Source organism: Salmonella sp. NW38 (genome assembly GCF_051807745.1).
Taxonomy (GTDB): domain Bacteria; phylum Pseudomonadota; class Gammaproteobacteria; order Enterobacterales; family Enterobacteriaceae; genus Salmonella; species Salmonella enterica.
Map to the genome: position 1 here is coordinate 134,800 of NZ_JAMMTO010000002.1, position 23,536 is coordinate 158,335.

Consider the following 23,536-nt stretch of genomic DNA (forward strand, 5'->3'; position numbering starts at 1 on the left):
GCTTCTGCTATTCCTTTTTGTTTATTCACCACGGTAGATGCAGCCTGCAGAGCATGTCTCTTTCACGATGACTGCGCTCAGGATCGGGAGTTGTGGTTTAACCTGATTCCAGATCCATTGAGCCAGAACTTCGCTTGTTGGGTTCTCAAGGCCAGGAATATCATTGAGATAATAGTGGTCCAGCCTATCCAGCGTAGGTTTGAAGATCGCTTTTAATTCTGCGAAATCGATAATCCACCCCGCGTGCTTATCCATCTCTCCGGTGATCTCAAGGCGAACAACGAACGAGTGCCCGTGTAAACGTCCGCACTTATGCCCATCAGGTACATTGGGTAGTCGGTGTGCGGCTTCAAATGTGAAATCTTTATACAAAGTCGTTTTCATGAGTACCTCAATTTTTGTTATAATGTAACAAATCAAATCTGAAATAGGAAGTACGTAACTTGAGTATGTTAAATAAAAATCTGGATAGTTTGGCCAAGGCGCATTAACTCATTCATTCGTAAAACAAGTAAGATTGATTGGTTAGTTAGATGTATTGTCCTTACCGGCACCTTTCTTACGACGTATCCCGTAACTACGTGGCCCCGCAGGAATGTGACTATACCCACTACGCATTCAGCATTGCGCCAGAAGATTTTGAGCCGTTCTCGTATAAGCTGAAACAGGCGGGAGTGACGGTCTGGAAAGACAATAAAAGCGAAGGGCAATCCCTCTATTTTCTTGACCCGGATGGTCACAAGCTGGAGTTGCATGTGGGAGATTTAGCATCTCGACTGGCGCAATGCCGGGAGAAGCCTTACTCTGGAATGCGTTTCGGTCCTGGAAAATAATCACGCAACTTTGTGATCTTCCACCCAGTATTCAATTTTACGTCCCATTTTGGGGGCAAATTCCAAAAATAAAATCTAACAACCCATTTATTTTCAATCGATTAAAAGAAAAGGCGAGTCCGGCCTTCGCTCCAGGATCATATAAATGAACCTCAACTGAGATCTTTTTTATGTCTAAAATCCAGAAGTTACCTACCTTTCTCGGTTGAGCGCTGTGCTTTTTCCGTTGTTATCAGAATGCTAACTGTCAGTACAGAGCCGACAGACAAAAAGTATGTCTGCAATAATGTCTTGAATGTACATATAGTTGCGAGCATCATCGCAACTATGTGCTCATGAATTCTTCAATGTAATGACCTCTGACAAAACCCTAAAGCAAGCGATATCAAATATTACTATTTGGCGCAAAGGCGAGCAGCGAGCGCCGCATAAGCCGTTATTGCTGTTATATGTTCTCTCGCACTATCGGCAGGGGCACGATCGCCTGTTTGATTATGGTTCTGAAATTCATGAGCAATTGCTGGATTTGCTGGAGCGCTATGGGCCACAGCGCCGTGAACAGCGCCCGGATATGCCGTTCTGGCGTCTGAAGGGCGATGGTTTCTGGGAATTGCAAAACGCGGAATTCTGCTCAACCAGCGGTAGCCGCCAGCCGCCCAAGCGCGAACTCATTGAATATAATGTTGCTGGTGGGTTTGATGCCGTCAATTTCGCGCTGGTAACAAAAAAACGTAAGCTAATCGACACGCTGGCGCAGCAGATCCTTGAGGCGCATTTTCCGACCAGTATTCAGGAAGACATCGCTGACGAGATGGGTTTTGATATTCGCACCTCTCTCCGTCAACGCGATCCGAAGTTCCGCCAGGCGGTGCTACGAGCTTACAATTATCAGTGTGCGGTCTGCGGCTTCAATATGCGCCACGACAACGCCCCTATAGCCCTTGAAGCAGCCCATATCAGATGGAAGCAGCATCATGGTCCTTGTGAAGTACCTAATGGCCTGGCGTTGTGCGCAATCCATCATAAAGCGTTCGATCGTGGTTCGATTGGTCTGGATGAAAATATGCGCGTGGTGGTTTCCGACGCGGTGAATGGTGGCGGAGTGGTACAGCGGCTGTTCTGGGATTTTGCGGGGAAAGAGATCGCGTTGCCGCAGATGAAAGAAAATTATCCGGGTGAACGGTTTGTGGAATGGCACAAGAGGGAGGTGTTCAGAGGAGGACATTGATCTGGGGGAGTATTTTGAGTGTGGTATACGTTATCTGCTAAAAACAGAATCACATCAAAGGCATCAAAGTAATCGGCCACGGTTCTCGCACTATGGTCTGTAGCGCGCTGGTGGAGTCACACCTGTGGTCAAGCGACGCGGTAGAGCGCCAGCGGAATTTATAAGGGCGGTGCCTTAAAGAGCACAGGGAGATTGTAAGCAACCCGATATTGCTGGCTTTTGCTTAGCTTGCTGACGGGATTCGTCGGATGAAACATGAAAATTACCTCATGTTTTATATAAGGATTCGACACTATATCAAAACCGGTAACTCTCAATCTTTCAAGGCTATGTGTCAGATCAAGTGGCAACTAATAAACATAAATTTAAAAATCTATATATCTGGCCAGATAGACTTTTTTATAACAGCTTTATAAATTAAACAAATCTGCCATAGAGACAGATTTGTTTAATTTATAATTAGAGATTTGCAACGTTATGATATACTTTTTGCACATCATCATCATCTTCAAGGGCATCAACAAGTCCTTCAAAGATTTCTAAATCTTCTGGTGAAAGTTCAACTTCTGATTGAGCAATCATTTCTAATTCTGTTGTTGAAAATTCAGTAATTCCAGCTGCTTTTAGCGCTGCAATTCCTTTGTGCAGGTCTGTAGCTTCAGTATAAATAACGATGCTTCCTTCTTCTTCGGTTACATCACGAACATCAACTTCAGCATCAAGCAAAATTTCAAAAATATGGTCAGGGTCTGTTCCTTTAAATACAATCACTCCAGTATTGTCAAACATATAGCTGACAGCACCTGCCGCTCCGATATTCCCGCCTTTTTTATTAAAAATTGTGCGGATATTAGCAATCGTACGGTTAACATTAGACGTCAACGTTTCAGCGATAACCATTGAACCATTGGGTCCAAAGCCTTCATAACGCCCTTGCACGAACGTTTCATCTCCGCCACCTTTGGCTTTATCAATGGCTTTATCAATAACATGTTTTGGAACCTGTGCTTGTTTCGCACGTTCAATAACGAATTTTAAAGCTGAGTTTGATTCCGGGTCTGGTTCACCTTGTTTAGCCGCAGCATAGATTTCTACACCAAATTTTGCATATACTTTGGACGTTGCACCGTCTTTAGCCGTTTTTTTAGCAACAATATTTGCCCATTTACGTCCCACTGGAAACATCTCCTCAAAAAATTATTTACATTAATGGCAGGTTAATAACCTGCATGTTTTTCTACCGCATTATATCATAATATATAAATTCTCGTCTATGAGAAATAAAAACATCCGGCTTTTACGGGGGATTACTTTGATTTTAACAATAGCTAATATGGTGGATAAGTCATTTTCTAATTTTCTTCCAGTTCTTTTTTTATTCTTAATAATTGAATTGCAGCAATAACGTCTTATTGATGGTGGTTTCGCTCATCAGGTGAGGTGGAACGCTTGCACGTCTTGCGACATATTGTGGCAGAAACTTAATGGCGAAATTAAGAGCCTATCCCATTAGGGCTATTTTACTTGCCATTTTGGACCTGGGCAGTGCTCAAAATCCTCACGTACTACGTGTACGCTCCGGTTTTTGCGTGCTGTCCGTGTCCAAACTGGCTGCGCCAATAACGCCTGGTGGGATAGTCTCTAAGACGATATATTCCCGCCTTGAGCCGCGTTAATTTGTTGCATACTTTTAAATGGAGGTATACCTCTTGTAGGCTATACCTCCTGCTTCACGTTATCGCGCGATTAACGCAAATACGCCCCAGCCAAAGTATTCTCGCGTCCAGGTGACGTGACGTTTGGGGGCTGCCGTCAGTTCTGTTCGAACCTCTTGCGCAAACTCATCGTCAGGGTTTTCCTCCAGCCAGCGGCGCATGGTCATCCACTTCGCGGCTTCATATCTGTCCCAGCCTTGCTGGTCCGCCAGCACCATTTCCACTACGTCATAGCCGAGTTGGTCGAAAAAGGCGACCAGCTCGGGCAGGGGACGAAAACCGGCGACGGATGAGACGCCACAGGCGTGGGCGATCTCTTCCGTTGCGGGGATCCGACGCCAGTACGGTTCACCGATGAGAATGATCCCGCCAGGTTTGAGGCTTTTGGCCAGCAGATCTATTGTCCCCGCGACACCGCCCGCAATCCAGGTGGCGCCTACGCAGGCCGCCACGTCATATTTTTCCTCGTCGATATAACCGGCCGCGTCGTTATGAATAAAATGTACGTATTCACTGACGCCGAGCTCTTCTGCACGTTGTTTTGCCTGTGTGGTGAAGAGCGGGCTTATGTCAATGCCAGTACCTGTAACACCGTAATCGCGAGCCCAGGTGCAGAGCATCTCACCCGAACCGCTACCGAGATCGAGAATCCGCGTGCCTGGCTTCATGCGTAACGCATGGCCCAGTGTGGCGTACTTTTCCGCTGTAAACGGATTATGGATACGGTGTTCGCTTTCGCTAATGGTAAAAATACGTGGGATATCCATTGGGTTATTCCTTTTACGGAGGGCAATACCCTCAGAAGTGGATGCTTTTTCAGCCAGCAGCGCAAACAGCTTGCCTGCAAAAGTTTCGCCGACCGGCCAGGTGTGACTGTCCGGGCGCTGCAACACAGTGAAGCCAGCATCACCAAGCAGGCTGATATATTCATCATCGCGCCAGGCCTTCATTTGACTGCCGAAACGGGTGGTACAGCCGTTTTCCGCTATTGCCCAGAACTGCGTTGAGCTGGTTTGGGTCTCTTCATCCCAGGCATTTTCCGTTAACAGCAGATGAGGCACGGCAAGAAACAGGCCGTGCGGACAACGCTGCCAGCCTGGCTGCGCCATGCCCTGGCGTTTAACTTCATCGAAGGTATGCACTTCAACAAGCAGTTTGCCGTCCGGTTTCAACCACTGCGCGCAATGACTGATGAGGCTTTGCGCATCCGCAGCGCTAAAGACATTCAGTTCCCCAAACGTCATCATAATGAAATCAAAAGGTTCCGTGGGGTGGTATGTACGAATATCTTGCTGAATGTAGTCAATATTCAGGTTTGCGGCTTGCGCCTGCTGGCGAGCCCATGTGATGGATGCCGGAGAGAAATCTACGCCTGTGCAGTGAAACCCACGCTCCGCTAACAGGCGGGTATAAAAACCGGGTCCACAGCCGAGATCCAGAATGCGGGCGCCAGCGGGTAACTGACGGGTAATCCATGTCACCTGTTGCTCAATCACGGTTAGCCGGCGGCTGGCCCAGTCGTGGTCCTGCGACAGATGATTTTCCAGCATGCGTTGGCTGAAGGCTGGCTCGTCCCAGGGGATTTTGCCTTCATCGGGTAATAGCCGAATGCGATGCGTTGCAAAAATAACGGCGCTGATATCCATCATCATCTCCTTAGCGATTGTCAGGCTGGGCGCGAACGTTGTTCAGCCCGGTTGTATTAATGCGGTAGGGTTGACCGTTAACGGATTTGATCAGCTTTTTGGTTTTGAGTTTTTTGAATACAGCGAGCGTGCAATCGGCAAGCAACAGCCCTTCGCGGCTATAGCACTCAACGGCGGTGACGCGGCCTGACGCATCGCGGATGTGCGTAATGCGTCCGCCTTTGGCGAGAACGTGTAAGGTGCGTTGTTCCTGACGGGATAAATTCATACTGAAGAACCTGTTTAATCATCATAGGCAAAACGTGCAAACACACTGCGGTGTCCGCATTCGATTTCGGCGCATTGATAATCAGTCCGGCCTGAAAAGGTCGGGGAACTGATTATCGGATGATGACATTCTCCAGCATCAAAGCCTCGGGTTGAGTTGAAAGGTATTTACGTCGTGAATGATAACACCTGTTTTCTGTAAGTGAATAACCGGGAGTGAAAAGTGTGATCTCAAAGGGAGGATCATGCGTTTAGTAAGTCAGTTGAATAGATACCGCCGCTACCATAATGAATATTGATTAAACTCATATACCCGATAATGGCCGCTTTGATAGTCTCGACGTATCTTTTTAGCCATTGACAGGGTTGTTGCGTTGGAAATCTTTTTTTAACCCACTGAAAAATATCACTTAAATATTTTTCATGCATAAACATTTATGGTCCGCTGAGTTCGGATCCGGTTTTGTATGGGTTAAAAAAGGTACGTTATGAAAGTCATATGGACTGTCACTCCTGTGGGGTATCAGCGCATAGCGAAACGTTGCCCTTCATGCAGCGTAAAACGGGACTTCACGCCTTCTGGGGCATTTCGGGTTAATTCGCAAAAGAAGGTACTCGATGTCTGGAGTATTTATAAATGCACACACTGCGATTACACCTGGAATATCTCCTTGTTCTCACGCCTGCCAGTCAGCAAAATTAACCGCGATCTTTATTGTCGACTGATGGCGAATGATGCCGCCACGGTGCAATATTTTGCTTATGACAACGCGATCCTGAAGCGAAACAATGCTGAATTATCGGGGCAGCCTGATTTTCACATTCAGGAACGGTGGCTGGTCAGTATCGCCTCCCACAAGCAGGTCAGTGTTAGCGTCAGGATTTCCCGTTCTTTTCAGGTCAGCCTGCTGTCGATTTTGAAGAAGCAACTCCTGTTAAGCGCAGCCGAAATCAAGAGACGGATTGAAACAGGGCAAATAAGTGGCGTCACGATGAAAATGCTTAAATCGCGAAAACTGAAGAATGCGAAATATGACTTGCAGCTCTCTGTTGAAACACTGTATGACCGGCGAAGGATTGTTCTGACCCGTCGATAAAAACAATAAGCTCACCTTACGTTTAAGTGTGCTGGTATGGCAGTGACGTAACGGAATGAAAGCAGGGCTAAGGGACAGGTGAGCTTTAGTTGAATAACCCTTGTCTGTGGCATTCAGTGAAGACTGAATGCCATGGATAATCCAGATTTTCGCACCAGTGATGATCAGCAGAATGACAAAGGGCGATGGGTTATAATTAACTGTAGAGTAAATAAATATTCACGCAACACCATTAAAAAATAAGAAAAAATGACTCACTGTTGAGCTGATATTAATACCTGAATCACTGACATTAGAGTAATGTGAAGCTATCCATAGCGTAATCTGTTCTGTTGCGGTTAAAGGGGGAGGAATGCACACCTTTAGACCATACTCACTAAGGCATAGCGATCTGTTATATGAAGATATTCCGTTAGAAATACGCGAGCAAATAATATTATTGATTATCAATACGCTAGGAAATTGCTCCTCTTTTTATGATATGACATTATACTGCTATCATAATAGTCATTCTGATGAAGTTTATCGAAGAATATGTAAAACGTTGCGCAAAGAGTATGGCTTATTCACCTTATATGCGCATTCAACGTCATATCTGGATGAAATGAGTAATCTGTTATTAAAAACAGATGATAAAAGAAAGCATATTGATACCATTGAACTTGCTTTTAACTATATAGATACCTACCTTCGGACCTATGAAGTTACGCTTGGGTTAGAACCGGATAAGGCGATTAGTGAATTAAATAATCTATTTCATGAGCATGGTTTAAAATATCGATATGAAAATGGTAGAATTGTAAGGTTGCGCAGAATAAAACGGCTTAAAAACATATGTTATTATTTGTACTCCCCTGGAGAGTATGGCTTTGTCGAATATGATCTTATGGAAGCGTATAATCGCCTGATGCTTAATGATTTTGCCTGTGTCGTAAAGGAATGTCATGCAGCCTTCAGAAGCGTTCTTCTCAGAATTCATGAGAGAAAAGGTATCGTGTATCATGAACAAGATAGTTTAAATACACTAATGGCTAATCTTATGGCGCGAGGCGTTATATCTGCTGAATATACACATAAATTTCATTTTTTAAGTGACGTGCTGGAGTCAGAAATATTTCTGCCGATGGCGCCAGAAAAATCGCATCATCACTACGCAATGATGCTCCGTATCTCTGAAGAGTTGGCCTGTAGTATTTATTATCTTACTGAGCGGAGTATATTTTTTCTTACCCAGCGGGCTGAAGAAGATGGTGCCGCGCCATAATAATGATCGCGCTGTCGCTCAGTCAGACTGCATCATCGTTATTTAAATTTGTTCAGACGTCGGAATTTTTTGTTCTGCCGTCTGTTTTTTTAGTGATGAGCTGTTCAGTGCAATAATAAGGGGTACAGTACGATGACTGATTTTTAAACTGCATATCATCTGTGTCGCATTTACTCATAGGTATTGGGTCAGGGAGAGAGAAGAATGAGTACTATTTTAAAGCCTTTTTTATTGGCGGTAACCCTGATGTTAATCTTAATAAGGCCTGGCTTTGCAACAGAGGATGGAGCGATAACCATGGTTAAAACCTACAGCGCTTATGACTATTTGCAGACTCGAGCGCGGTTGATGCACGCTGTCGCCGATCACGGTCTGGTGTTATTTGGGGAATTTGACCATGCCAGAGCGGCACAGAATGTTAACCTGAAAATGCCGCCGACAACGGTTCTGGTCTTTGGCAATCCTAAAGGCGGAACGCCTCTCATGCTGGCGCATCCCGAACTGGCACTGGATTTACCGTTTCGGGTGCTCATTAGCCAGCAAGCCGATGGGCGAACGTTGGTCAGTTATCATCCCGCTGAAACGCTGCAACGTTATGGTCTTGATGCCGCAGCCATACAGACTTTGAAAAAACTGGAACAGCTCGTTGAAAAAAGTCTCCACTAAAGCTGAAAATCGGGCGATGTGTTTGCACAGGTGATGTCGCGAATAAATGCGCTCACATCGTCCATTACCTGATGAGATAAGGCGGCATCGAAGGTGGCGCTATCAGCATCACAGAACCCGTGCCGCGCATCGTACATTTTACACTGCACCCGGGGGCGCTTTTCCAGCGCCTGTCGCATGGCTAGGGGATCAAACGCCGGCTCATAACGCGCGATAATAACCAGTGCCGGACAGAGAGGCACAAGATGAAGGTACTGGCGTATACGGGAACCGTAATAGCAAATGACGCCATCGCATAACCCACTGGCTGCACTTAGCCATGCGAGCGTTGCGCCGACGCTATATCCTACGACGATTAACGTCTCATACTGCGTTCTGAGATCGTGGAGTAACGTGGTAACGACGGCGGGATCAAAGCCGACATTTGCTGAAAAGTGACGGTAAGCCTCCTCCTGCTGTTCATAGCGAAAGGGGGTATGGTGAGGAAACAACGCGGGAATATAGATGTCGAATCCGCGCGTCATCCATTCATGGCCTGCGCGTTGGATATGAGCGTTAATACCATAAATTTCATGCAGAATAATCGCTGCCCGGCGATGGCGGCTCGACAGACTGGAGGCGTTGCTTCCCCCGGATACGCCTGGGGCGAAAAACACGGTGTCTTTTATCATAACGCGTTCTTGATACAAAGAGAGCGGCTGGATTTTCGCCGATCACGCTATGTCAGAGGCATTGTTCCTGTCAATGTACAGACACATTTTATGGTCTGATTTTTGGTTGATAAATTTTATATTGGTAAACCAATATGCTGTTCATATTCAGGCATCAGGGCTAAAGGTGGAACATCAGTCGTGTATTGTCTATTGCCTTTCCTTTCATCTGGCCTCACTAGAGAAACGGGGCGCATTATTATTTTGTTGGTTGACCAGTTTCGCGTTTTTGGTGTGCTACGCGTGCTATCCCTCTTTACAAATGCTATAGTCTGATACCGGGAAATCGCATCGGACGGGCACGACCAATATGAAATCAAACACTTCTCAGCAAAGACCTTACCAGGAAGTGGGCGCAATGATACGGGATCTGATTGTTCAGACGCCGTACCGCCCCGGGGAGCGCTTGCCGCCGGAAAGAGAGATCGCTGAGAGGCTCAATGTGACGCGTACCGTCGTGCGTGAAGCGCTGATCATGCTGGAAATTAAAGGTCTGGTTGAAGTCCGCCGCGGCGCCGGGATCTACGTGCTCGACAGCGCGGATAATAACGAGATGGAAGGCGCTGACGTCAATCACTGTAATGATGCCGGGCCGTTTGAACTGTTACAGGCGCGTCAGTTGCTGGAAAGCAATATCGCTGAATTTGCCGCTCTGCAGGCCACCCGCGAAGACATCATTAAAATGCGCCAGGCGTTACAACTGGAAGAGCGAGAGCTCGCCTCCAGCGCGCCGGGCGGCTCAGAAAGCGGCGATATGCAGTTTCATCTGGCCATTGCCGAAGCGACCCATAACAGTATGTTGGTAGAGCTCTTCCGCCAGTCCTGGCAATGGCGTGAAAATAATCCGATGTGGCTCCAGCTTCATAGCCATCTGGGCGATACGCTTTACCGTAAGGAGTGGCTGGTTGATCATAAACAGATCCTCGCGGCGTTAATTAAGAAAGACGCCCGCGCAGCGAAGCTGGCGATGTGGCAGCACCTGGAAAACGTGAAGCAGCGTCTGCTGGAGTTTTCCAATGTTGATGACATCTACTTTGATGGCTATCTGTTTGAGTCATGGCCGCTGGACAACGTTGATGCCTGATTATACCTGGAATAGCGTGGGCAGACCCAGTCCACGTTTTACTTCCTGTAGCGTCTTTTGAGTGACCTCATGCGCCCGCTCGCTACCTTTTTTCAGCAATTCCATTAGCATTCCCTTATCTGCAATAAAGGTTGCCCGTCGTTCGCGTATTGGCGCGATCAGTTCTTGCAGGCAGGTCTCCAGCTCATTTTTACAGACACGATCGCCTAATCCGCCTTGTTGATAATGTACTTTCATCGCCGCGACTTTGGCTTTATCCGGATGGAACGCATCCAGCCACGTAAAGACGACGTTACCTTCTATTTTTCCCGGATCGCTAATTTTTAAATGATTGGAATCGGTGTACATCGCGCTGACCGCACGGTGGATGGTCTCTTCGCTGGCGGAAAGAAGCAGGGTATTGCCGAGCGATTTCGACATCTTGGCGCTGCCGTCAATGCCGGGCAGACGGCCCGTATCGCTCAGGAGCGCCTGACAGGGTCGCAATACCGGCGAGGAGAAAAGACTATTCATCTTATGAACGATCTCATTCGTTTGCTCAATCATGGGCAATTGGTCGTCGCCAACCGGTACCATTTCGGCCTTAAAGGCGGTGATATCTGCCGCCTGGCTAATGGGATACGCCATGAACCCGACCGGCAGGGAACGGGTAAAGCCTTTTTGGGCAATCTCATTTTTTACCGTAGGATTACGCTCCACTCGGGCGACGGTAACGATATTCATATACAGCACCGTTAATTCGGCGAGGGCAGGTAATGCGGATTGCAGGCAGATCGTCGTTAGCGCGGGATCGATGCCGACGGCCAGATAGTCAGCTAACACTTGCGGAATATTATCGCGGATTTTTTGCGGATTACTGCCGTTATCGGTGAGTCCCTGCAGGTCGGCAATCAGGACATACTGTTGGTGATCCTGCTGTAGCGCGACGCGCTGGCGCAGTGAACCGACATAATGGCCGAGGTGCAACGAGCCGGTGGGGCGATCGCCAGTCAGAATGATGGGAAGGGTGTTCATTAAGGACTCCTTTATGCTTACTGTAAAGCCGAAAGACGTCCCGAAACACAGTAGCCGCCTTTCGGCGGCTACTTAAAGAGGGATAGTGATCCGTGCCGCCTTCAGGAAGGCAGCCACCAGCGGAGATGGCGTTGCGTAGCGTTGGATCGTTTCGTGTTCATGTGATCTAACGTATCACGACTAAACGTAAGGGTAAAGCGGCTGGCGTGTCGTCCGGGCATAAAGTCATATCGCCTGAACAGAGAACATGTTACTGACTTTGAAACGCGATTTTATAATTTGCTGTCCAAAAATACGTGGCGCTGAAAGGCGCATTTTTGATGCAAATCATTTATTACTGTGATAACACTGCGCGCGATAAAAACATTAAATATATTCACATAGTAAATATGTTCTATTGGAATGGTTGTTTTCTATATGACAAAAGTCTAAAAAACCCATTGATGTGAAAAGGAATAAGAATTGTCTATATTCCGATTCTGTGTAATTAAGTAATTTCTCGGATAAAAATAAGAAATGATATTGATATTTCTTTTTTGATATGGTTCTTATAGCGGCTATGGTTATTCAGGAAACGATGCTTGAATGCCAGGCGTAATAGATTTCAGGTCAGTAGCGCTATTGTAAAATGGATTGTTGATGGCAGAAGGTATTTAGCAAGAATCCAGTTATAGCAGATTGTCGGTATTTAATCTGGTATACAGAGACACCAACGAAATGGCTGGAAAATGGAACGTTCTTTCATTGTTGGCGTTCCGTCCTTGTCAGCCTGCTTTGCCGCATGATAATCACGGAGGGGGGATGGACGCCATCTATTTAAAACTGGACGGTATTGAAGGCGAAAGCCGGATCAAAGGTTTTGAAAACCAAATAAAACTTATTGCTTACAACCACAACCCGACGAAACGGGAGTCCGGCGAAGCGAGAGGGACATATATTGGAGGATTGACGCTGACAAAGCCTGTCGATCTTGCTACGCCTGGCCTCTATGAGCACTATTGTAACGGGAAAACGGTGAAAGAAGGCGTGCTGACATTATGCCGTCGTGATAAGGGCGCAATGCTGCCATTTATTATTTATACGCTCACCAATGTGCGGATTTCACGCATGAGCAATCATGGCGACGCCGAAGGCAGCGCCACGGAGACCGTGGATTTGGTTTATAGCCATATTCGCTGGGATATTCCCGCATTAGCGTCGAAAAGCAAAACACGGCGGCCCCTTCACCGACAGGCGCTGTGGCGATGAGGATAAAACAAGCGTGCGGACTCGCAGTGGGCAATGCGGTGTAGCGAAATGGCATTTAGCGGCTTGCGAAGGTCGATGAACGCTCATGTAACCAATCGATTGCCAGAAAAGGCGATAACGCGTGGCCCTTACACCCGTTATGATTTTTACGCATAGCCGCTAATAAAACGGCATTTTTTATATACACATCAAGTTGATAGTGTGTTTCTGACCTTGACGTAAATAAGCGGGAAAAGCGATGAAACACACCATTGGGATACTGGGGGGGATGGGACCTGCGGCAACGGCGGATATGTTGGAAAAATTTGTTGAATTACGACATGCCAGTTGTGATCAACAACACATCCCGCTCATTGTCAGCTCTATTCCTGATATTCCCGATCGTACAGCATGTCTGTTATCCGGCGGGCCTTCGCCATTCCGTTATCTGGAGCGTTATCTGCATATGCTGGAAGACGCCGGGGCGGAGTGTATCGTTATCCCATGCAACACTGCGCATTATTGGTTTGATGATTTACAGAACGTCGCGAAAGCGCGAATGATCAGCATTCTGGACGCTACCCTGGGGGATATTCCGCCATCGGCGCGGCACGTTGGTCTGCTGGCGACCAATGCGACGCTGGCGACCGGGTTATATCAAAAGAAAGCTCTGGCGCGGGGGCTGACGTTAATTCAGCCAGAAGACGCGGGGCAGGCGTTGGTAATGCAGGCTATTTATACGCTTAAACGTGGCGATAAAACTGCGGCGCAAGCGCTGCTGCTACCGCAAATCGATAGCCTTATTGCCCGTGGCGCGCAGGCAATTATTATGGGGTGTACCGAAATTCCGCTTATTGTGGCCGGACATGAACGCGCGATAGCGTGCCCGATGATTGATTCCACAGCGTCGCTGGTGCGCGCGGCGATTCGTTGGTATGAGTCCTGGCCGGACACCCGCGCCTCTTTGACCGGGGAACAACGCCTTACCGCCTGATGTGTTTACAGCGCGGCCTGAAGCCCACGCAGGTCGCGCCAAAATGTTTCGGCTACCTGACTCATGCGGGTATTCATGCGATAAGCATAAGCCTGGATCGGGATAACCAGTTCGTCGGCATCAAGCACGATCAGGCGCCCGTCGGTAATCTCCTGACGGATAGCATATTCGGGCAACCAGGCGATTCCGCAGCCGTCCATCGCAACCTGTTTTAACAATTCACTCATCGAAGAGACGAAAAATGTACTGAAACTCAGTTCAGCATGGCGAGTCAACGTACGATTTATCAGCCGGCCCATATAGGAGTTCTGACTGTAATTAAGCAGGGGAAAGTGCGGCTGCTCAAGCGTATAGCGCGGCTCGCCCCGGCCATTGTTGGCGCAAACCGGAAACAGTCTCGACTCAAACAGGCGGATGTTATCAAACGGCGCTTGTTGCAGGTTTTCATCGTGATAAGAAAAGATAAAATCGCTTTGTCCCTCACGTAACATATCCACCGCCTGGTCGACATCTATCGCCTCAACGGCGTAGGTAAACTGCGTCGGCATCTGCTTAACGATGGTCGGCAACAGGCCGAGGGAGAGCGAGTGGGCGGCGGCAATCTTGATTTTACGCAGCGTATAATCGCTGCCGCCGCGCAGTTCGGTCAGATTACTTTCCAGCTGCTGTAACAGGTGGCGAACCTGGGAGTGAAAGATTTTACCCTGTTCGGAAAGCTGTAGCGGCGAGACCTGTCGATTAAACAGTTCAACGCCCACGGCATGTTCCAGGGCGCGAATCCGCCGGCTAAAAGCGGGTTGCGATACGTTGCGGATAATGGCGGCCTGAGAGAAATTGCGGCACTTTTCCAGCGTCAGAAAATCATATAGCCATTTTGTCTCAATATTGTGCAAACCTGCTCCAGTTACATCCATTTACCGTTATCCTGTCAGCCGCCCGAAAGGGCATTCTACGTCCATTCGGGCGGCTGACAACCGCTTATCCCGTCCTCTTTCAGAATGCCGTGATGGGGCAGCCTGAAACTAGCGGGAATTACGCCGGTTCAAAGGTACCTTTTACGCAGGCTTTCCCCTCATTGACCATGCGTTTGCCGCGCGCATACACCTGCTCAATGCGTAAATCTGCGCTAAAGACAAGCAGATCCGCATCGTTACCGGGACGGATTTCGCCTTTGCTGTCCAGACTGAGGAAGGCGGCTACGCTGGTCGTCAGCGGGCGCAGAGCATCGGTCAGGCTGAATCCGTAGTGGTTAACCAGCGTCTGCAACGTCTCCAGCAAACTTTCGAAGCCCGCGACGCCGATACCCGTCAGATTTCCGGCAGCGTCAAATAGCGGCTGGCTGCCGTTACCGTCTGAACTGAGCGTCACCCGGGAAAGCGGGACGCCGGCTTTTACCGCTCTGGCAATGCCCTCCGCCGGCGCGACGGGATCCGGGATACTGGTGGTAATGTCGATTACGCCGCCTTTAAGCGCAAACGCCAGCGCCTGCTCGAAAAGAGATTCGCTACGGTTGACGTGGGTAGGCAGCAGTTTACCGATCGGCACGTCGCTGTTTTCCAGGATGTCATACAGCGGCTGTAACCCTTTTTTGCTGCTGCCCATATGAAAAACGCTGACACCGGGTTTACCGCCCAGCAGGCCGCCAACGCGTGATTCGGCGGCCATGCTGGCGAGTTGATTCCCGCCGGGCGCGGCGGAACGGTGGTCGGAGACTGCGCATTTCACGCCAATGACGCGATCGATCAGCGCGACGTCTTTTTCTACCGAGCCAGTAATGGTCGGCGACGGAACGTGATAAGCGCCCGTGAGCATCCAGGCGGTGATCCCCTCCTCATTTAGCGCTCGCGTTTTGGCTAACAGCGACGCGGGATGACGGCTGACGGAGTCGGTGCCAAGCAGGCCGACGACCGTTGTTATCCCGGCTTCCGTCAGGCGGCTCAGGGAGACTTCCGGCGTCCGCGTCGTCGGCCCCGCTTCGCCGCCGCCGCCGATCAGATGAACGTGTTGGTCGATAAAGCCCGGGCACAGCATACGACCGCTAAGATTAATCACCGCACAGTCCGGTACGATATCGCCGGGGATGTCAGCGCCGACGGCAATAATTTTGCCATTCGCGAGTAGAACATCACAGATGCCCCGGTCTTCTGGCGCAAACAGGTGCGCACCCTGTAACAAGGTAAACTCCGCGGCGGATAAATCAGGCATGATAACTCCTTATTAAACAATAAGCTGCATGACCCAGATCGACAGCAGCGCATTGATGGCGCAGACTGCGATAATATGCGGGTAATATTTGGCGTTGACTTCGGCAGTACCGAGACAGCGGCCGACATTCTGTACCGGGTTTCCCATCAGGTAAATGGCTGGCAGTAGTACGGTAACATCGTGGCCGCTTAGCGCGCCGGCGGTAGCCAGACTGGCCGCCACGCCAACGGCGCCGCCCATACTCATCAGCGAAGCCAGAAGTACCGTAGCCGCTTCGCCGGGAAGCCCCCACAACGCCATCACGGGCTGGCAGATATGGCCTACCCAGTCGAGCAGACCGGTAATTTTCAGCGCCTGAATAATGACAAATGCCATGACCACATTGGGTAACAGGTTGGTCGTGGCGATGGTAAAACCGCGGCGTGCGCCATCGATAAACATATCCATGACATTCTTACGTACCTGAGTCGTCATGATTGGGCTCCTTGCGCAGGGTGACGGCGTTCTTCGATGTTAATCCAGATGCGCAAAAGGTTTGCGCCGATAAATTTGAATAGCAGAATGACCACCAGCGGAATGATGACTGACGTTCCCAGAAAGGCGAATACCGCAACGCCGGAGGAAAAATAGTTGGTGATAATAGCGCTGCCGCTGGTCTGCCAGGCGGCAAAAATCACTTTATCGCGTTCTGTGATTTCGCCTTCCTGCGCCAGCTCTTTGGTCATACCCGCCGCGGCGTCGGTATTTTGCAGGTTGGCGATCAGCGCCAGTGAGCAAATGCCGGGAATGCCAAGCAATGGTTTCAGGATGGGTGTCATCAATTGCTGCGCCGCCCGCAGACCGCCCAGTCCATCCGTAATCGCGATGATACCCAGAGAAAGGATAACCGACGGTGCCAGCTCCAGCGCAAAAAGGAAGCCATCTTTCGCGCCCGTTCCGCCCGCGCCGCGAAAGGTCTGCGTACCGGTCACATGACCGAATGACCCGTTGAGTACGGTAAAATCAAAAACGCGCCACCAGCCTTCGCTTCCGGAAAATACGCCGGAAAAGAAAATAATGGTGAGAAAAAACGCCAGGTATCCCTTTATCCCGACCTTTTCTGTATCAAGCGGCATGGCCGCCCCGTCCACTTGTTGCGCCATAGCGATCCCCGAATTTTTTTGATGATGTGTTGGTTGTAGCCACAGGCCAAAAAGCCCGAAACAGAAAGACCTTATCAGCCATAAGGGTAAGGACAAAATGCAAGTATGTATCGTGCTATGCGTTTCTTGCATGGCAGCGCGAAAAATCACCATCCTCGCTACTGCCGGAGGCGCGGGGAACCGTGGACGGTATAACGCGAGGTAAAAAAAGCAAAGAAACAGGTGTTGACGCAGGCCGGAGCCGGGAGCAGGAAAAAGAGGAAATAAATTTGACGTTAGTCAATTTCACGCCACTTAATTATCGTTGTTAAAAAATAGGATTTTTTAACCTAAATTTTACTTTTTACTGTAATTTTTCACGCCTTAAGAGGAATTGTCACGGTCAGGTCAGTAGCCGCTGATGGGTCAGTTTGCGCCCTAAGAATCCTACGGGCAGGTAATAAAAAACGAATCATCTAATTAATTTCATGATGTGATTTATTTATAATTGTGATGATTTGAAAGGGCGCGATAATCATCATAATGGGATATATAGCCAAAATAATTCGAGTTGCTTAAAGGCGGCAAGGGAGTGAGTCCCCAGGAGCATAGATAACTATGTGACTGGGGTGAGCAACGGCCCGTCAGGGCGAGGCCCATGGATGGGCCGGGTAATCCGTAGCCAGCACAGAAGCCACTTGAAGTATGAAGGGTATATAAAATAATAGGCAGATTGATAGCACTAATAACCATAGAATAAGTATAGTTTTTAGTGGCATCTTTACCCTGAAATAACGTGTTGAGGATGTGCTATTAAAAACAGATCCGCATTGTGCCGCGAATAGCGTTAAAGATACAACCCGGTGCGGAGAGCGCGAGTTTACTCTACCGCTTATTCACGTATCACAAACCGTTTTTGTTTTATCTGCTGCGCGGCGCTGATCAGCGCGGCAAAAAAGAGCGCCGCGGCGCCGCAAAGCGTGGCGTTGATAATTGCCGACGCGCCATTGCCTGACAGACTGGCGGCGAGCGGACCGAGAATTTGCCCAATACCATACGTTAGCGTCACCAGGCCTAGCAAATTAATATTACCCGGCGCGCTGAGCTGTCGGGCAAGCGGCATCACCAGCGAGGTTGTGCCCATAAACGTGGCGCCAAAACCAATACTGCTCAGTATTAACAGCAACAACGAGTCGCTGGCGAGAGACAGCAGCACGCAGGCGCTCTGGATCAACAGGTTCGCGGTCAGGCATGGCAGGACGCCCCAATGTTTTGCCGCCCACAGCCAGCCGAAGCAGCCGGGAATGATCGCCAGGCCGACCAACGACCAAAGGTGCGCCGTGAGTAGCGGAGAGCCCGCGCTTTTCGCCATCAGCGGCAAATAGGTAGCGACAATGATGTAGCCGAATCCGGCGAAACCGTACAACAGCGCCAGTTGCCACCAGGGCATAGGCTGATTTTCGATTCTTACTAAGGGCGCAGGCGGCAGCGCATGAGCGCGGGGGGGAATCAACATTGCCACGATTAATAGCAATATACCGGCGAGCGCTCCGGCCCCCAGCCATAGCGAATGGGCCGAAAGCGCATAATGTAAACCGCCAATGACATATTCGTTGCCCAGTGCAATCCCGGCCCCGACGCCGGAAAAGAGCGCGGCGATCACAAACGGATGGCGGGTATGATGCAACACAATCATTGATCCAAAAATCATCATTCCCGCGCTCGCGACACCTGCCAGGAAGCGCACCAACATGACGACCGCGGGCTGAGTAAATATCGCCATAGACAGAATAAGAATACCGGTGGCGACCGCCGAAGCCAGCAGCATGGGGCGTAGACGAGAGGGGAGATGAAAAAGGCCAAAGGAAAACAGTAAGCTTCCCGCCAGGTACCCTGCATAATTGGCGCTGGCAATCCAGGAGAGCTGATTAAACGTTAGCTGCTTTTCCGCCAGCATTACCGGCAGCATGGGCGTATACAGAAAGCGGCCAACTCCCATCCCCAGCGTCAATACCATCATACCGAAAAGCGCCGTAAAAATGGGATGGCGAGGTGAAGCGCTCTGAGCATGAACCATGGTTTTTCTCTTTGCTAAAGTAAGGCAGGAATGCCGGATTGTTGTTGTAAATGATAATAAAAAGTAAAATTAATGTTTCAAATTTGCAAGAAAAGAAAGTGAAGCGCAGGTGAATAACGGATTGAGAAGAGGGGCATCGGTGGGAAATGGCATTAAATTAATGCCTCCCGCGTGCGGGGTTTGGCAGTTAATCTGAACGAGAACGGCGTTAAATACTGAGCAGTGCCGGTATTTGCGACAGTAAATATAACACCAGACCGATAGCGCCGCCGACCAGCGTGCCGTTCACGCGGATAAACTGCAAATCTTTACCGATATTAAGCTCAATCTGCTGCGACATATCGCGCGCATCCCAGCCTTTTACGGTATCGCTGATGTGGCGCGTCAGGAAGGCGGCGAATTCCGGCGCGACCCGGTGCGCGGCCTGTTCCAGATGACCGTTAAGCGAGGCGCGTAATGCGTCGTCGGCGATCAGCGTCTCGCCAAACCATTGTCCGGCATGAGCGATGCGCTGCTTTACCTTCGAGTCTTCGGCGTTGATATCTGTTTTTAACCACTGACGTAGATCCGCCCAGATCTCGCCGAGATAACGGTTAAACGCCTCATCTTCCTTCAGGTAACTTTTAATGTTTTCTGCCCGGGCAGCCATTTCCGGATCATGTTTAAGTTTATCGATCAGCTTATACGTCGCGCGATCGAAGGCATGACGAATCTGATGCGCGCGATCGTGACTGATATCATCCAGCAGAGAATTTACCGCGTCGGAGACCAGTTCAGCGCTGTGTTCTCCCAGCCATTCGGTCGGCAGAATCTTCGCTTTTAACGGATGCTCGGTCTCCAGCCAGCGTATGATCTGTCTGGCGATAAATGTTCGGGAGCTGTCACGCTGTAACAGGGCGATAAGCTGGGCGATCAGCGTATCGAGTAACACCTGGTGACGATCGTTTTTGGTCATGCTTTCCAGCATCAGGGCGCTGGTGCCGGAAAGATCCACTTTATCAATCGCCTTATGTACCGCTCGCTTGAGCAGCCGCTGAATACGGGCGTCATCGGTCAGTTCCAGAAAGCCGCTCATAATTTGCAGCAGATGCTGCCCGACCCGGCTGGCGTTGTCCGGCTGGCTGAACCAGTTTCCGATAAGCAGCGCGGGTTCATGGCGGCGGATTAGCGCGATCAGCGACTGCGTATCAAGGAACTTCTCCTGCACAAATTGCCCAAGATTTTCGCCGATTCGATCTTTATTACGGGGAATAATCGCCGTATGTCGTGAAATAAACGGAATGGGAATACGGCGAAACAGCGCCACCACGGCAAACCAGTCCGCCAGCGCGCCAACCATCGCCGCTTCGGCAATAGCTTTTATGCCCAGCACCCAAAAACTGGGCGGCAGGAAAAGCGTGGTCACAAACGTCGCGGCGGCTATCAGCAACAGTGAGAGCGCCAGGCGTTTGGCGCGTTTGAGTTCGGCGATTTTATTCATAGGGTTAAGGATAGAGCCAGACGGCAGGAACGTGCAAAAAACATCAGATTATCCTGTGCCGGATAAGCCTCTATCCGGCAGAGTAGTTACTTCTCAGCGGCCAGTTCTGCCGCCTCATGCTGGCGCACGCGCTGTAATAATGTCGCCAGGGTGAAGACCACAATCACCCCGGCCACCGCTGCCAGCAGGTGAAACGGCAGTCTCCCGCCGTGAAACCACAGCCAGCGGCCAACTTCGACCGACACCGCCATCACCGTCAGAATCACCATGTTCAGCGAGGCCGAAACCGTCCCTTTTGGCAAGTTGTTGGAGAAAAGCGTGAAGCGAAACAGCGTCGGGAAAATCATTCCAATGCCGAACGCGTACAGGCTGGTGCCCAGCACAGACCAAAGCCAGACGTGCGGCAGAAGAAGATTACCGAGGAGTAATGTCGCCAGCCCGCTTAACTGGATTGGTACGGCGCGCCAGATAAAACGCGGTCGGGTTGGATCTTTTACCAGGCGCACAACGATCATATTGGCCACGATCACCGCGCCGAATACGGGCACCTGCGCCCAGGCGAATTGCGAAGTACTCATCCTGCCGGCATCGATCAGGATCACCGGTGACACCGCCACCCAGCTCATCATCGGGATGTAGCTCAACGACAGCGTCGCCGCCCCGGTGAGAAAAATCGGGTTGCGAAACACATTACGAAAATCGCGCAGTACGCTCACCGCACTGAACGGCACCGCGCCGCGTTGCACCGTTTCTGGCATCGCCAGCAGCAGGCCGTACAACGCCAACAGTCCCATCACCGCAATAATACCGAACAGCACCTTCCAGTGAACGAAGTGCATCAACGCGGCGCCGGAGAGCGGGCCGATAACCGGAGCGACCAGCACAATGGAGGTAATAATCGCCATCAGCTTAATGGCTTTGGTTTGACCGAAAGCCTCCTGTACCGTGACGTAGCCGACCGTTGCGATAAAGCAAATGCTGGTGCCCTGCACAAAACGGGCAACCAGAAACTGCGTCATTGAGGTCGTCAACAGCGTTGCCGCGCAGGCGAGAGTAAAAATTAATGCCCCTGCGATCAGCACTGGCCGGCGGCCAATCCTGTCGGATAGCGGCCCCAAAAGCCATTGCAACGCCATTCCGCCCGCCAGATAGAGACTGACCGAGGCCGGCGCAAGACTGACGTCAGCATTAAAATCGCGCACGACGTTAATGATGCCAGGCTGAATCAGATCCGTCGTCAGATAGGCGGCAAAATCGTACAAAATCAGCGCCATCGGGAAAAATAACGTTGTGGCGCGTTGGGAGAAAAACTGAATAATCCGTTGCATAAAAAATGCGCTCCATGTCGGAGAACCCCATGATGGGACAGCGAAACTCAATACCGTCATCGTGACGTCAGGCAGGCGATGGAAACAGCGGCTGCGGATGTACTGAATTTCATGTAATCAAAAACGCTGCCGGTGAAAACACAGACAGGAAGAAACGCGTTCTGAATCTCGTCAGAACGTGTGGCGATTACAGATAACAATCAGCACATCACACCTCGGGAAATTTACGTTGCACGGAAAATATACACATTAAGTGTAATTAAATTTTGATGTTAATCAAAAGAGTTTGTCTGGTTAATAAAGATAAAGGCAGGGCGCGCAGACTGGCGTTTTGCGTGTTCAGTTCCGAAAATGCATGTGCATTACAGATAACAGGATTTATCTTCCGTCGCGCCTCGCAATGCTGAAAAGGTACGGATGAGAAAGGAATTTTCAGGAGGTAGAGTCGCAGCATCCTGGTTTGGGGTGACGGAGCGCCATGAAAAAATCGACGACCTCAACACCGCATGATGCGGTGTTTAAAACCTTTTTGCGCCACCCGGAAACCGCCCGCGATTTTATGGAGATTCATCTGCCGGTGTCGTTACGCCAGCTTTGCGACCTGCGGACGCTAAAGCTGGAACCCGGCAGTTTTATTGAAAAAAATCTGCGAGCCTATTATTCCGATGTGCTTTGGTCGCTGAAAACGCGCGAGGGCGACGGTTATATCTACGTCGTGATTGAACATCAGAGCACGCCGGATGCGCATATGGCGTTCCGGCTGATGCGGTATGCGATGGCGGCGATGCAGCAGCATCTGGATGCGGGGCATAAACATCTTCCGCTGGTGGTGCCGATGTTGTTTTATCACGGTGTTGATAGCCCGTATCCTTTTTCGCTGTGCTGGCTGGATGAGTTTGCGAACCCGGAAGTGGCAAGAAGACTCTATGCCGCCGCCTTTCCGCTGGTTGATATAACGGTGGTATCGGATGATGACATTATGCAGCACCGCCGCATTGCGCTGCTGGAGCTCATCCAAAAACATATCCGCCAGCGCGACCTGCTGGGACTGGTTGAACGGATTGCTTCGCTGTTAGTTACTGGTTGCGCTAATGACAGGCAGCTTAAAGCGCTGTTTAATTATCTTATGATTCAGCACGGACATACGCCTCGTTTCACCACGTTTATTCGTGATGTGGTAGGGCATGTCCCGCACACTAAGGAGAGACTGATGACGCTGATAGAGAGGATCCGCGCAGCGGATCGCAGAAAAGGGGAACGGCAAGGAAGACAAGTCGGTCTGGAGGAAGGATTAGAAAAAGGGCTGGAAAAAGGTCAGCACGTTGCCGCATTGCGTATCGCCAGACAGATGCTGGCGGACGGACTTGACCGCGAGACTGTCCAGCGGTTCACCGGCCTTACGGCTGAAGAGCTTCAGGATGTTAGCCACTAACGCGGTTCCAGTCTGAATGTTGCAGGCCCGGTGATCGCCGGGCAACGCTCTCTGTAATTATCGCTGATAACCGCACGAATATACCGAACTTTACCGATAGCGCCAGCCATCTCTACTACCCTTATTGTTCTGAGCGGCATTTACGGCT

At 49.9% G+C, this 23,536-nt stretch carries 22 protein-coding genes and 1 pseudogene; 9 read left to right on the forward strand and 14 right to left on the reverse strand.

The window, feature by feature from the left end:
* Positions 1-21: 21 nt before the first annotated feature.
* Positions 22-384 (reverse strand): 6-carboxytetrahydropterin synthase QueD, encoded by a 363-nt coding sequence (gene queD, locus NA624_RS04455; RefSeq protein ID WP_000859000.1) that lies wholly within the window; start codon positions 382-384, stop codon positions 22-24.
* Positions 385-554: 170 nt separating this feature from the next.
* Here queD and NA624_RS04460 point away from each other — a divergent pair.
* A pseudogene (locus tag NA624_RS04460) lies at positions 555-833 on the forward strand (VOC family protein); the annotation flags it as partial.
* Between the two features lie 352 nt (positions 834-1,185).
* Complete coding sequence (locus NA624_RS04465) at positions 1,186-2,061, forward strand: phosphorothioated DNA-binding restriction endonuclease (RefSeq protein WP_000199880.1); 876 nt, start codon at positions 1,186-1,188, stop codon at positions 2,059-2,061.
* 459 nt (positions 2,062-2,520) lie between these two features.
* Here NA624_RS04465 and NA624_RS04470 read toward each other — a convergent pair whose 3' ends face one another.
* The 3 genes from NA624_RS04470 to NA624_RS04480 all read right to left on the reverse strand — a co-directional run bounded on the left by NA624_RS04470 (position 2,521) and on the right by NA624_RS04480 (position 5,690).
* On the reverse strand, positions 2,521-3,237 hold the full coding sequence (locus NA624_RS04470; protein WP_000532940.1) for a YebC/PmpR family DNA-binding transcriptional regulator: 717 nt from the start codon (positions 3,235-3,237) through the stop codon (positions 2,521-2,523).
* Positions 3,238-3,796: 559 nt separating this feature from the next.
* On the reverse strand, positions 3,797-5,428 hold the full coding sequence (locus NA624_RS04475) for a class I SAM-dependent methyltransferase (protein ID WP_077905462.1): 1,632 nt from the start codon (positions 5,426-5,428) through the stop codon (positions 3,797-3,799).
* Positions 5,429-5,432: 4 nt separating this feature from the next.
* Positions 5,433-5,690: a YjhX family toxin gene (locus NA624_RS04480; protein ID WP_001054380.1), complete on the reverse strand. Its 258-nt coding sequence runs from the start codon at positions 5,688-5,690 to the stop codon at positions 5,433-5,435.
* A 487-nt stretch (positions 5,691-6,177) separates the two neighbouring features.
* Between NA624_RS04480 and NA624_RS04485 the strand changes: the two genes are divergently transcribed.
* The 3 genes from NA624_RS04485 (at position 6,178) to NA624_RS04495 (ending at position 8,716) form a co-directional block, all read left to right on the forward strand.
* Positions 6,178-6,786: a DUF1062 domain-containing protein gene (locus tag NA624_RS04485; protein ID WP_000864858.1), complete on the forward strand. Its 609-nt coding sequence runs from the start codon at positions 6,178-6,180 to the stop codon at positions 6,784-6,786.
* Positions 6,787-7,138: 352 nt separating this feature from the next.
* The gene (locus NA624_RS04490) at positions 7,139-8,050 is read left to right on the forward strand and encodes an STM4504/CBY_0614 family protein (RefSeq protein WP_000556784.1); all 912 of its coding nucleotides are present in this window, start codon (positions 7,139-7,141) and stop codon (positions 8,048-8,050) included.
* Positions 8,051-8,254: 204 nt separating this feature from the next.
* The gene (locus tag NA624_RS04495) at positions 8,255-8,716 is read left to right on the forward strand and encodes a DUF302 domain-containing protein (RefSeq protein WP_001642121.1); all 462 of its coding nucleotides are present in this window, start codon (positions 8,255-8,257) and stop codon (positions 8,714-8,716) included.
* On the opposite strand, the gene NA624_RS04500 is transcribed toward NA624_RS04495, so the two are convergent.
* Positions 8,713-9,387, reverse strand: coding sequence for a dienelactone hydrolase family protein (locus tag NA624_RS04500; protein ID WP_000588690.1), 675 nt, complete (start codon positions 9,385-9,387; stop codon positions 8,713-8,715). The genes NA624_RS04495 and NA624_RS04500 overlap by 4 nt on opposite strands.
* A gap of 349 nt (positions 9,388-9,736) precedes the next feature.
* On the opposite strand from NA624_RS04500, the gene uxuR reads away from it, so the two are divergent.
* Complete coding sequence (gene uxuR, locus NA624_RS04505) at positions 9,737-10,510, forward strand: Uxu operon transcriptional regulator (protein WP_000841654.1); 774 nt, start codon at positions 9,737-9,739, stop codon at positions 10,508-10,510.
* Here uxuR and trpS read toward each other — a convergent pair whose 3' ends face one another.
* On the reverse strand, positions 10,511-11,524 hold the full coding sequence (trpS, locus tag NA624_RS04510; RefSeq protein WP_001094616.1) for a tryptophan--tRNA ligase: 1,014 nt from the start codon (positions 11,522-11,524) through the stop codon (positions 10,511-10,513). It lies immediately after the preceding gene.
* A 717-nt stretch (positions 11,525-12,241) separates the two neighbouring features.
* Here trpS and NA624_RS04515 point away from each other — a divergent pair.
* Together NA624_RS04515 and NA624_RS04520 are read left to right on the forward strand one after the other, a co-directional pair.
* Entirely contained in the window at positions 12,242-12,772 is a 531-nt protein-coding gene (locus NA624_RS04515) for an Hcp family type VI secretion system effector (RefSeq protein WP_000907671.1), read from the forward strand.
* A gap of 238 nt (positions 12,773-13,010) precedes the next feature.
* Positions 13,011-13,745 carry an aspartate/glutamate racemase family protein gene (locus NA624_RS04520; RefSeq protein ID WP_000683243.1) on the forward strand — a complete coding sequence of 245 codons (735 nt, stop codon included), beginning with the start codon at positions 13,011-13,013 and terminating at the stop codon, positions 13,743-13,745.
* A 5-nt stretch (positions 13,746-13,750) separates the two neighbouring features.
* On the opposite strand, the gene hypT is transcribed toward NA624_RS04520, so the two are convergent.
* The 7 genes from hypT to mdtM form a co-directional block, all read right to left on the reverse strand.
* Positions 13,751-14,659, reverse strand: a complete 909-nt coding sequence (gene hypT / locus NA624_RS04525) for a hypochlorite stress DNA-binding transcriptional regulator HypT (RefSeq protein WP_000383509.1) — start codon at positions 14,657-14,659, stop codon at positions 13,751-13,753.
* 118 nt (positions 14,660-14,777) lie between these two features.
* Positions 14,778-15,950, reverse strand: a complete 1,173-nt coding sequence (gene iadA / locus NA624_RS04530) for a beta-aspartyl-peptidase (RefSeq protein ID WP_001113052.1) — start codon at positions 15,948-15,950, stop codon at positions 14,778-14,780.
* 12 nt (positions 15,951-15,962) lie between these two features.
* The gene (locus NA624_RS04535) at positions 15,963-16,424 is read right to left on the reverse strand and encodes a YjiG family protein (RefSeq protein ID WP_000211979.1); all 462 of its coding nucleotides are present in this window, start codon (positions 16,422-16,424) and stop codon (positions 15,963-15,965) included.
* Positions 16,421-17,092 (reverse strand): nucleoside recognition domain-containing protein, encoded by a 672-nt coding sequence (locus NA624_RS04540; protein ID WP_000068750.1) that lies wholly within the window; start codon positions 17,090-17,092, stop codon positions 16,421-16,423. The genes NA624_RS04535 and NA624_RS04540 overlap by 4 nt, the downstream gene beginning before the upstream one ends.
* An 871-nt stretch (positions 17,093-17,963) precedes the next feature.
* A complete protein-coding gene (locus tag NA624_RS04545; protein ID WP_439040250.1) occupies positions 17,964-19,148 on the reverse strand; it encodes an MFS transporter in 1,185 nt (394 codons plus the stop codon).
* 208 nt (positions 19,149-19,356) lie between these two features.
* Positions 19,357-20,628: a DUF445 domain-containing protein gene (locus tag NA624_RS04550; RefSeq protein ID WP_001033023.1), complete on the reverse strand. Its 1,272-nt coding sequence runs from the start codon at positions 20,626-20,628 to the stop codon at positions 19,357-19,359.
* A gap of 86 nt (positions 20,629-20,714) precedes the next feature.
* On the reverse strand, positions 20,715-21,956 hold the full coding sequence (gene mdtM / locus NA624_RS04555; protein ID WP_001188922.1) for a multidrug efflux MFS transporter MdtM: 1,242 nt from the start codon (positions 21,954-21,956) through the stop codon (positions 20,715-20,717).
* Positions 21,957-22,434: 478 nt separating this feature from the next.
* Here mdtM and NA624_RS04560 point away from each other — a divergent pair, with 478 nt between their 5' ends.
* Positions 22,435-23,388, forward strand: coding sequence for an Rpn family recombination-promoting nuclease/putative transposase (locus NA624_RS04560; protein ID WP_000749994.1), 954 nt, complete (start codon positions 22,435-22,437; stop codon positions 23,386-23,388).
* Here NA624_RS04560 and NA624_RS04565 read toward each other — a convergent pair.
* Positions 23,385-23,528, reverse strand: a complete 144-nt coding sequence (locus NA624_RS04565; RefSeq protein ID WP_153247006.1) for a hypothetical protein — start codon at positions 23,526-23,528, stop codon at positions 23,385-23,387. The two genes, NA624_RS04560 and NA624_RS04565, sit on opposite strands and share 4 nt — an antisense overlap.
* Positions 23,529-23,536 lie beyond the last annotated feature (8 nt).

Coding starts and splice junctions, on each gene's coding strand:
- queD (WP_000859000.1), bottom strand. CDS start 384: ATGAAAACGACTTTGTATAAAGATTTCACATTTGAAGCCGCACACCGA.
- NA624_RS04465 (WP_000199880.1), top strand. CDS start 1,186: ATGACCTCTGACAAAACCCTAAAGCAAGCGATATCAAATATTACTATT.
- NA624_RS04475 (WP_077905462.1), bottom strand. CDS start 5,428: ATGATGATGGATATCAGCGCCGTTATTTTTGCAACGCATCGCATTCGG.
- NA624_RS04480 (WP_001054380.1), bottom strand. CDS start 5,690: ATGAATTTATCCCGTCAGGAACAACGCACCTTACACGTTCTCGCCAAA.
- NA624_RS04485 (WP_000864858.1), top strand. CDS start 6,178: ATGAAAGTCATATGGACTGTCACTCCTGTGGGGTATCAGCGCATAGCG.
- NA624_RS04490 (WP_000556784.1), top strand. CDS start 7,139: ATGCACACCTTTAGACCATACTCACTAAGGCATAGCGATCTGTTATAT.
- NA624_RS04495 (WP_001642121.1), top strand. CDS start 8,255: ATGAGTACTATTTTAAAGCCTTTTTTATTGGCGGTAACCCTGATGTTA.
- NA624_RS04500 (WP_000588690.1), bottom strand. CDS start 9,387: ATGATAAAAGACACCGTGTTTTTCGCCCCAGGCGTATCCGGGGGAAGC.
- uxuR (WP_000841654.1), top strand. CDS start 9,737: ATGAAATCAAACACTTCTCAGCAAAGACCTTACCAGGAAGTGGGCGCA.
- trpS (WP_001094616.1), bottom strand. CDS start 11,524: ATGAACACCCTTCCCATCATTCTGACTGGCGATCGCCCCACCGGCTCG.
- NA624_RS04515 (WP_000907671.1), top strand. CDS start 12,242: ATGGCTGGAAAATGGAACGTTCTTTCATTGTTGGCGTTCCGTCCTTGT.
- NA624_RS04520 (WP_000683243.1), top strand. CDS start 13,011: ATGAAACACACCATTGGGATACTGGGGGGGATGGGACCTGCGGCAACG.
- hypT (WP_000383509.1), bottom strand. CDS start 14,659: ATGGATGTAACTGGAGCAGGTTTGCACAATATTGAGACAAAATGGCTA.
- iadA (WP_001113052.1), bottom strand. CDS start 15,950: ATGCCTGATTTATCCGCCGCGGAGTTTACCTTGTTACAGGGTGCGCAC.
- NA624_RS04535 (WP_000211979.1), bottom strand. CDS start 16,424: ATGACGACTCAGGTACGTAAGAATGTCATGGATATGTTTATCGATGGC.
- NA624_RS04540 (WP_000068750.1), bottom strand. CDS start 17,092: ATGGCGCAACAAGTGGACGGGGCGGCCATGCCGCTTGATACAGAAAAG.
- NA624_RS04545 (WP_439040250.1), bottom strand. CDS start 19,148: ATGGTTCATGCTCAGAGCGCTTCACCTCGCCATCCCATTTTTACGGCG.
- NA624_RS04550 (WP_001033023.1), bottom strand. CDS start 20,628: ATGAATAAAATCGCCGAACTCAAACGCGCCAAACGCCTGGCGCTCTCA.
- mdtM (WP_001188922.1), bottom strand. CDS start 21,956: ATGCAACGGATTATTCAGTTTTTCTCCCAACGCGCCACAACGTTATTT.
- NA624_RS04560 (WP_000749994.1), top strand. CDS start 22,435: ATGAAAAAATCGACGACCTCAACACCGCATGATGCGGTGTTTAAAACC.
- NA624_RS04565 (WP_153247006.1), bottom strand. CDS start 23,528: ATGCCGCTCAGAACAATAAGGGTAGTAGAGATGGCTGGCGCTATCGGT.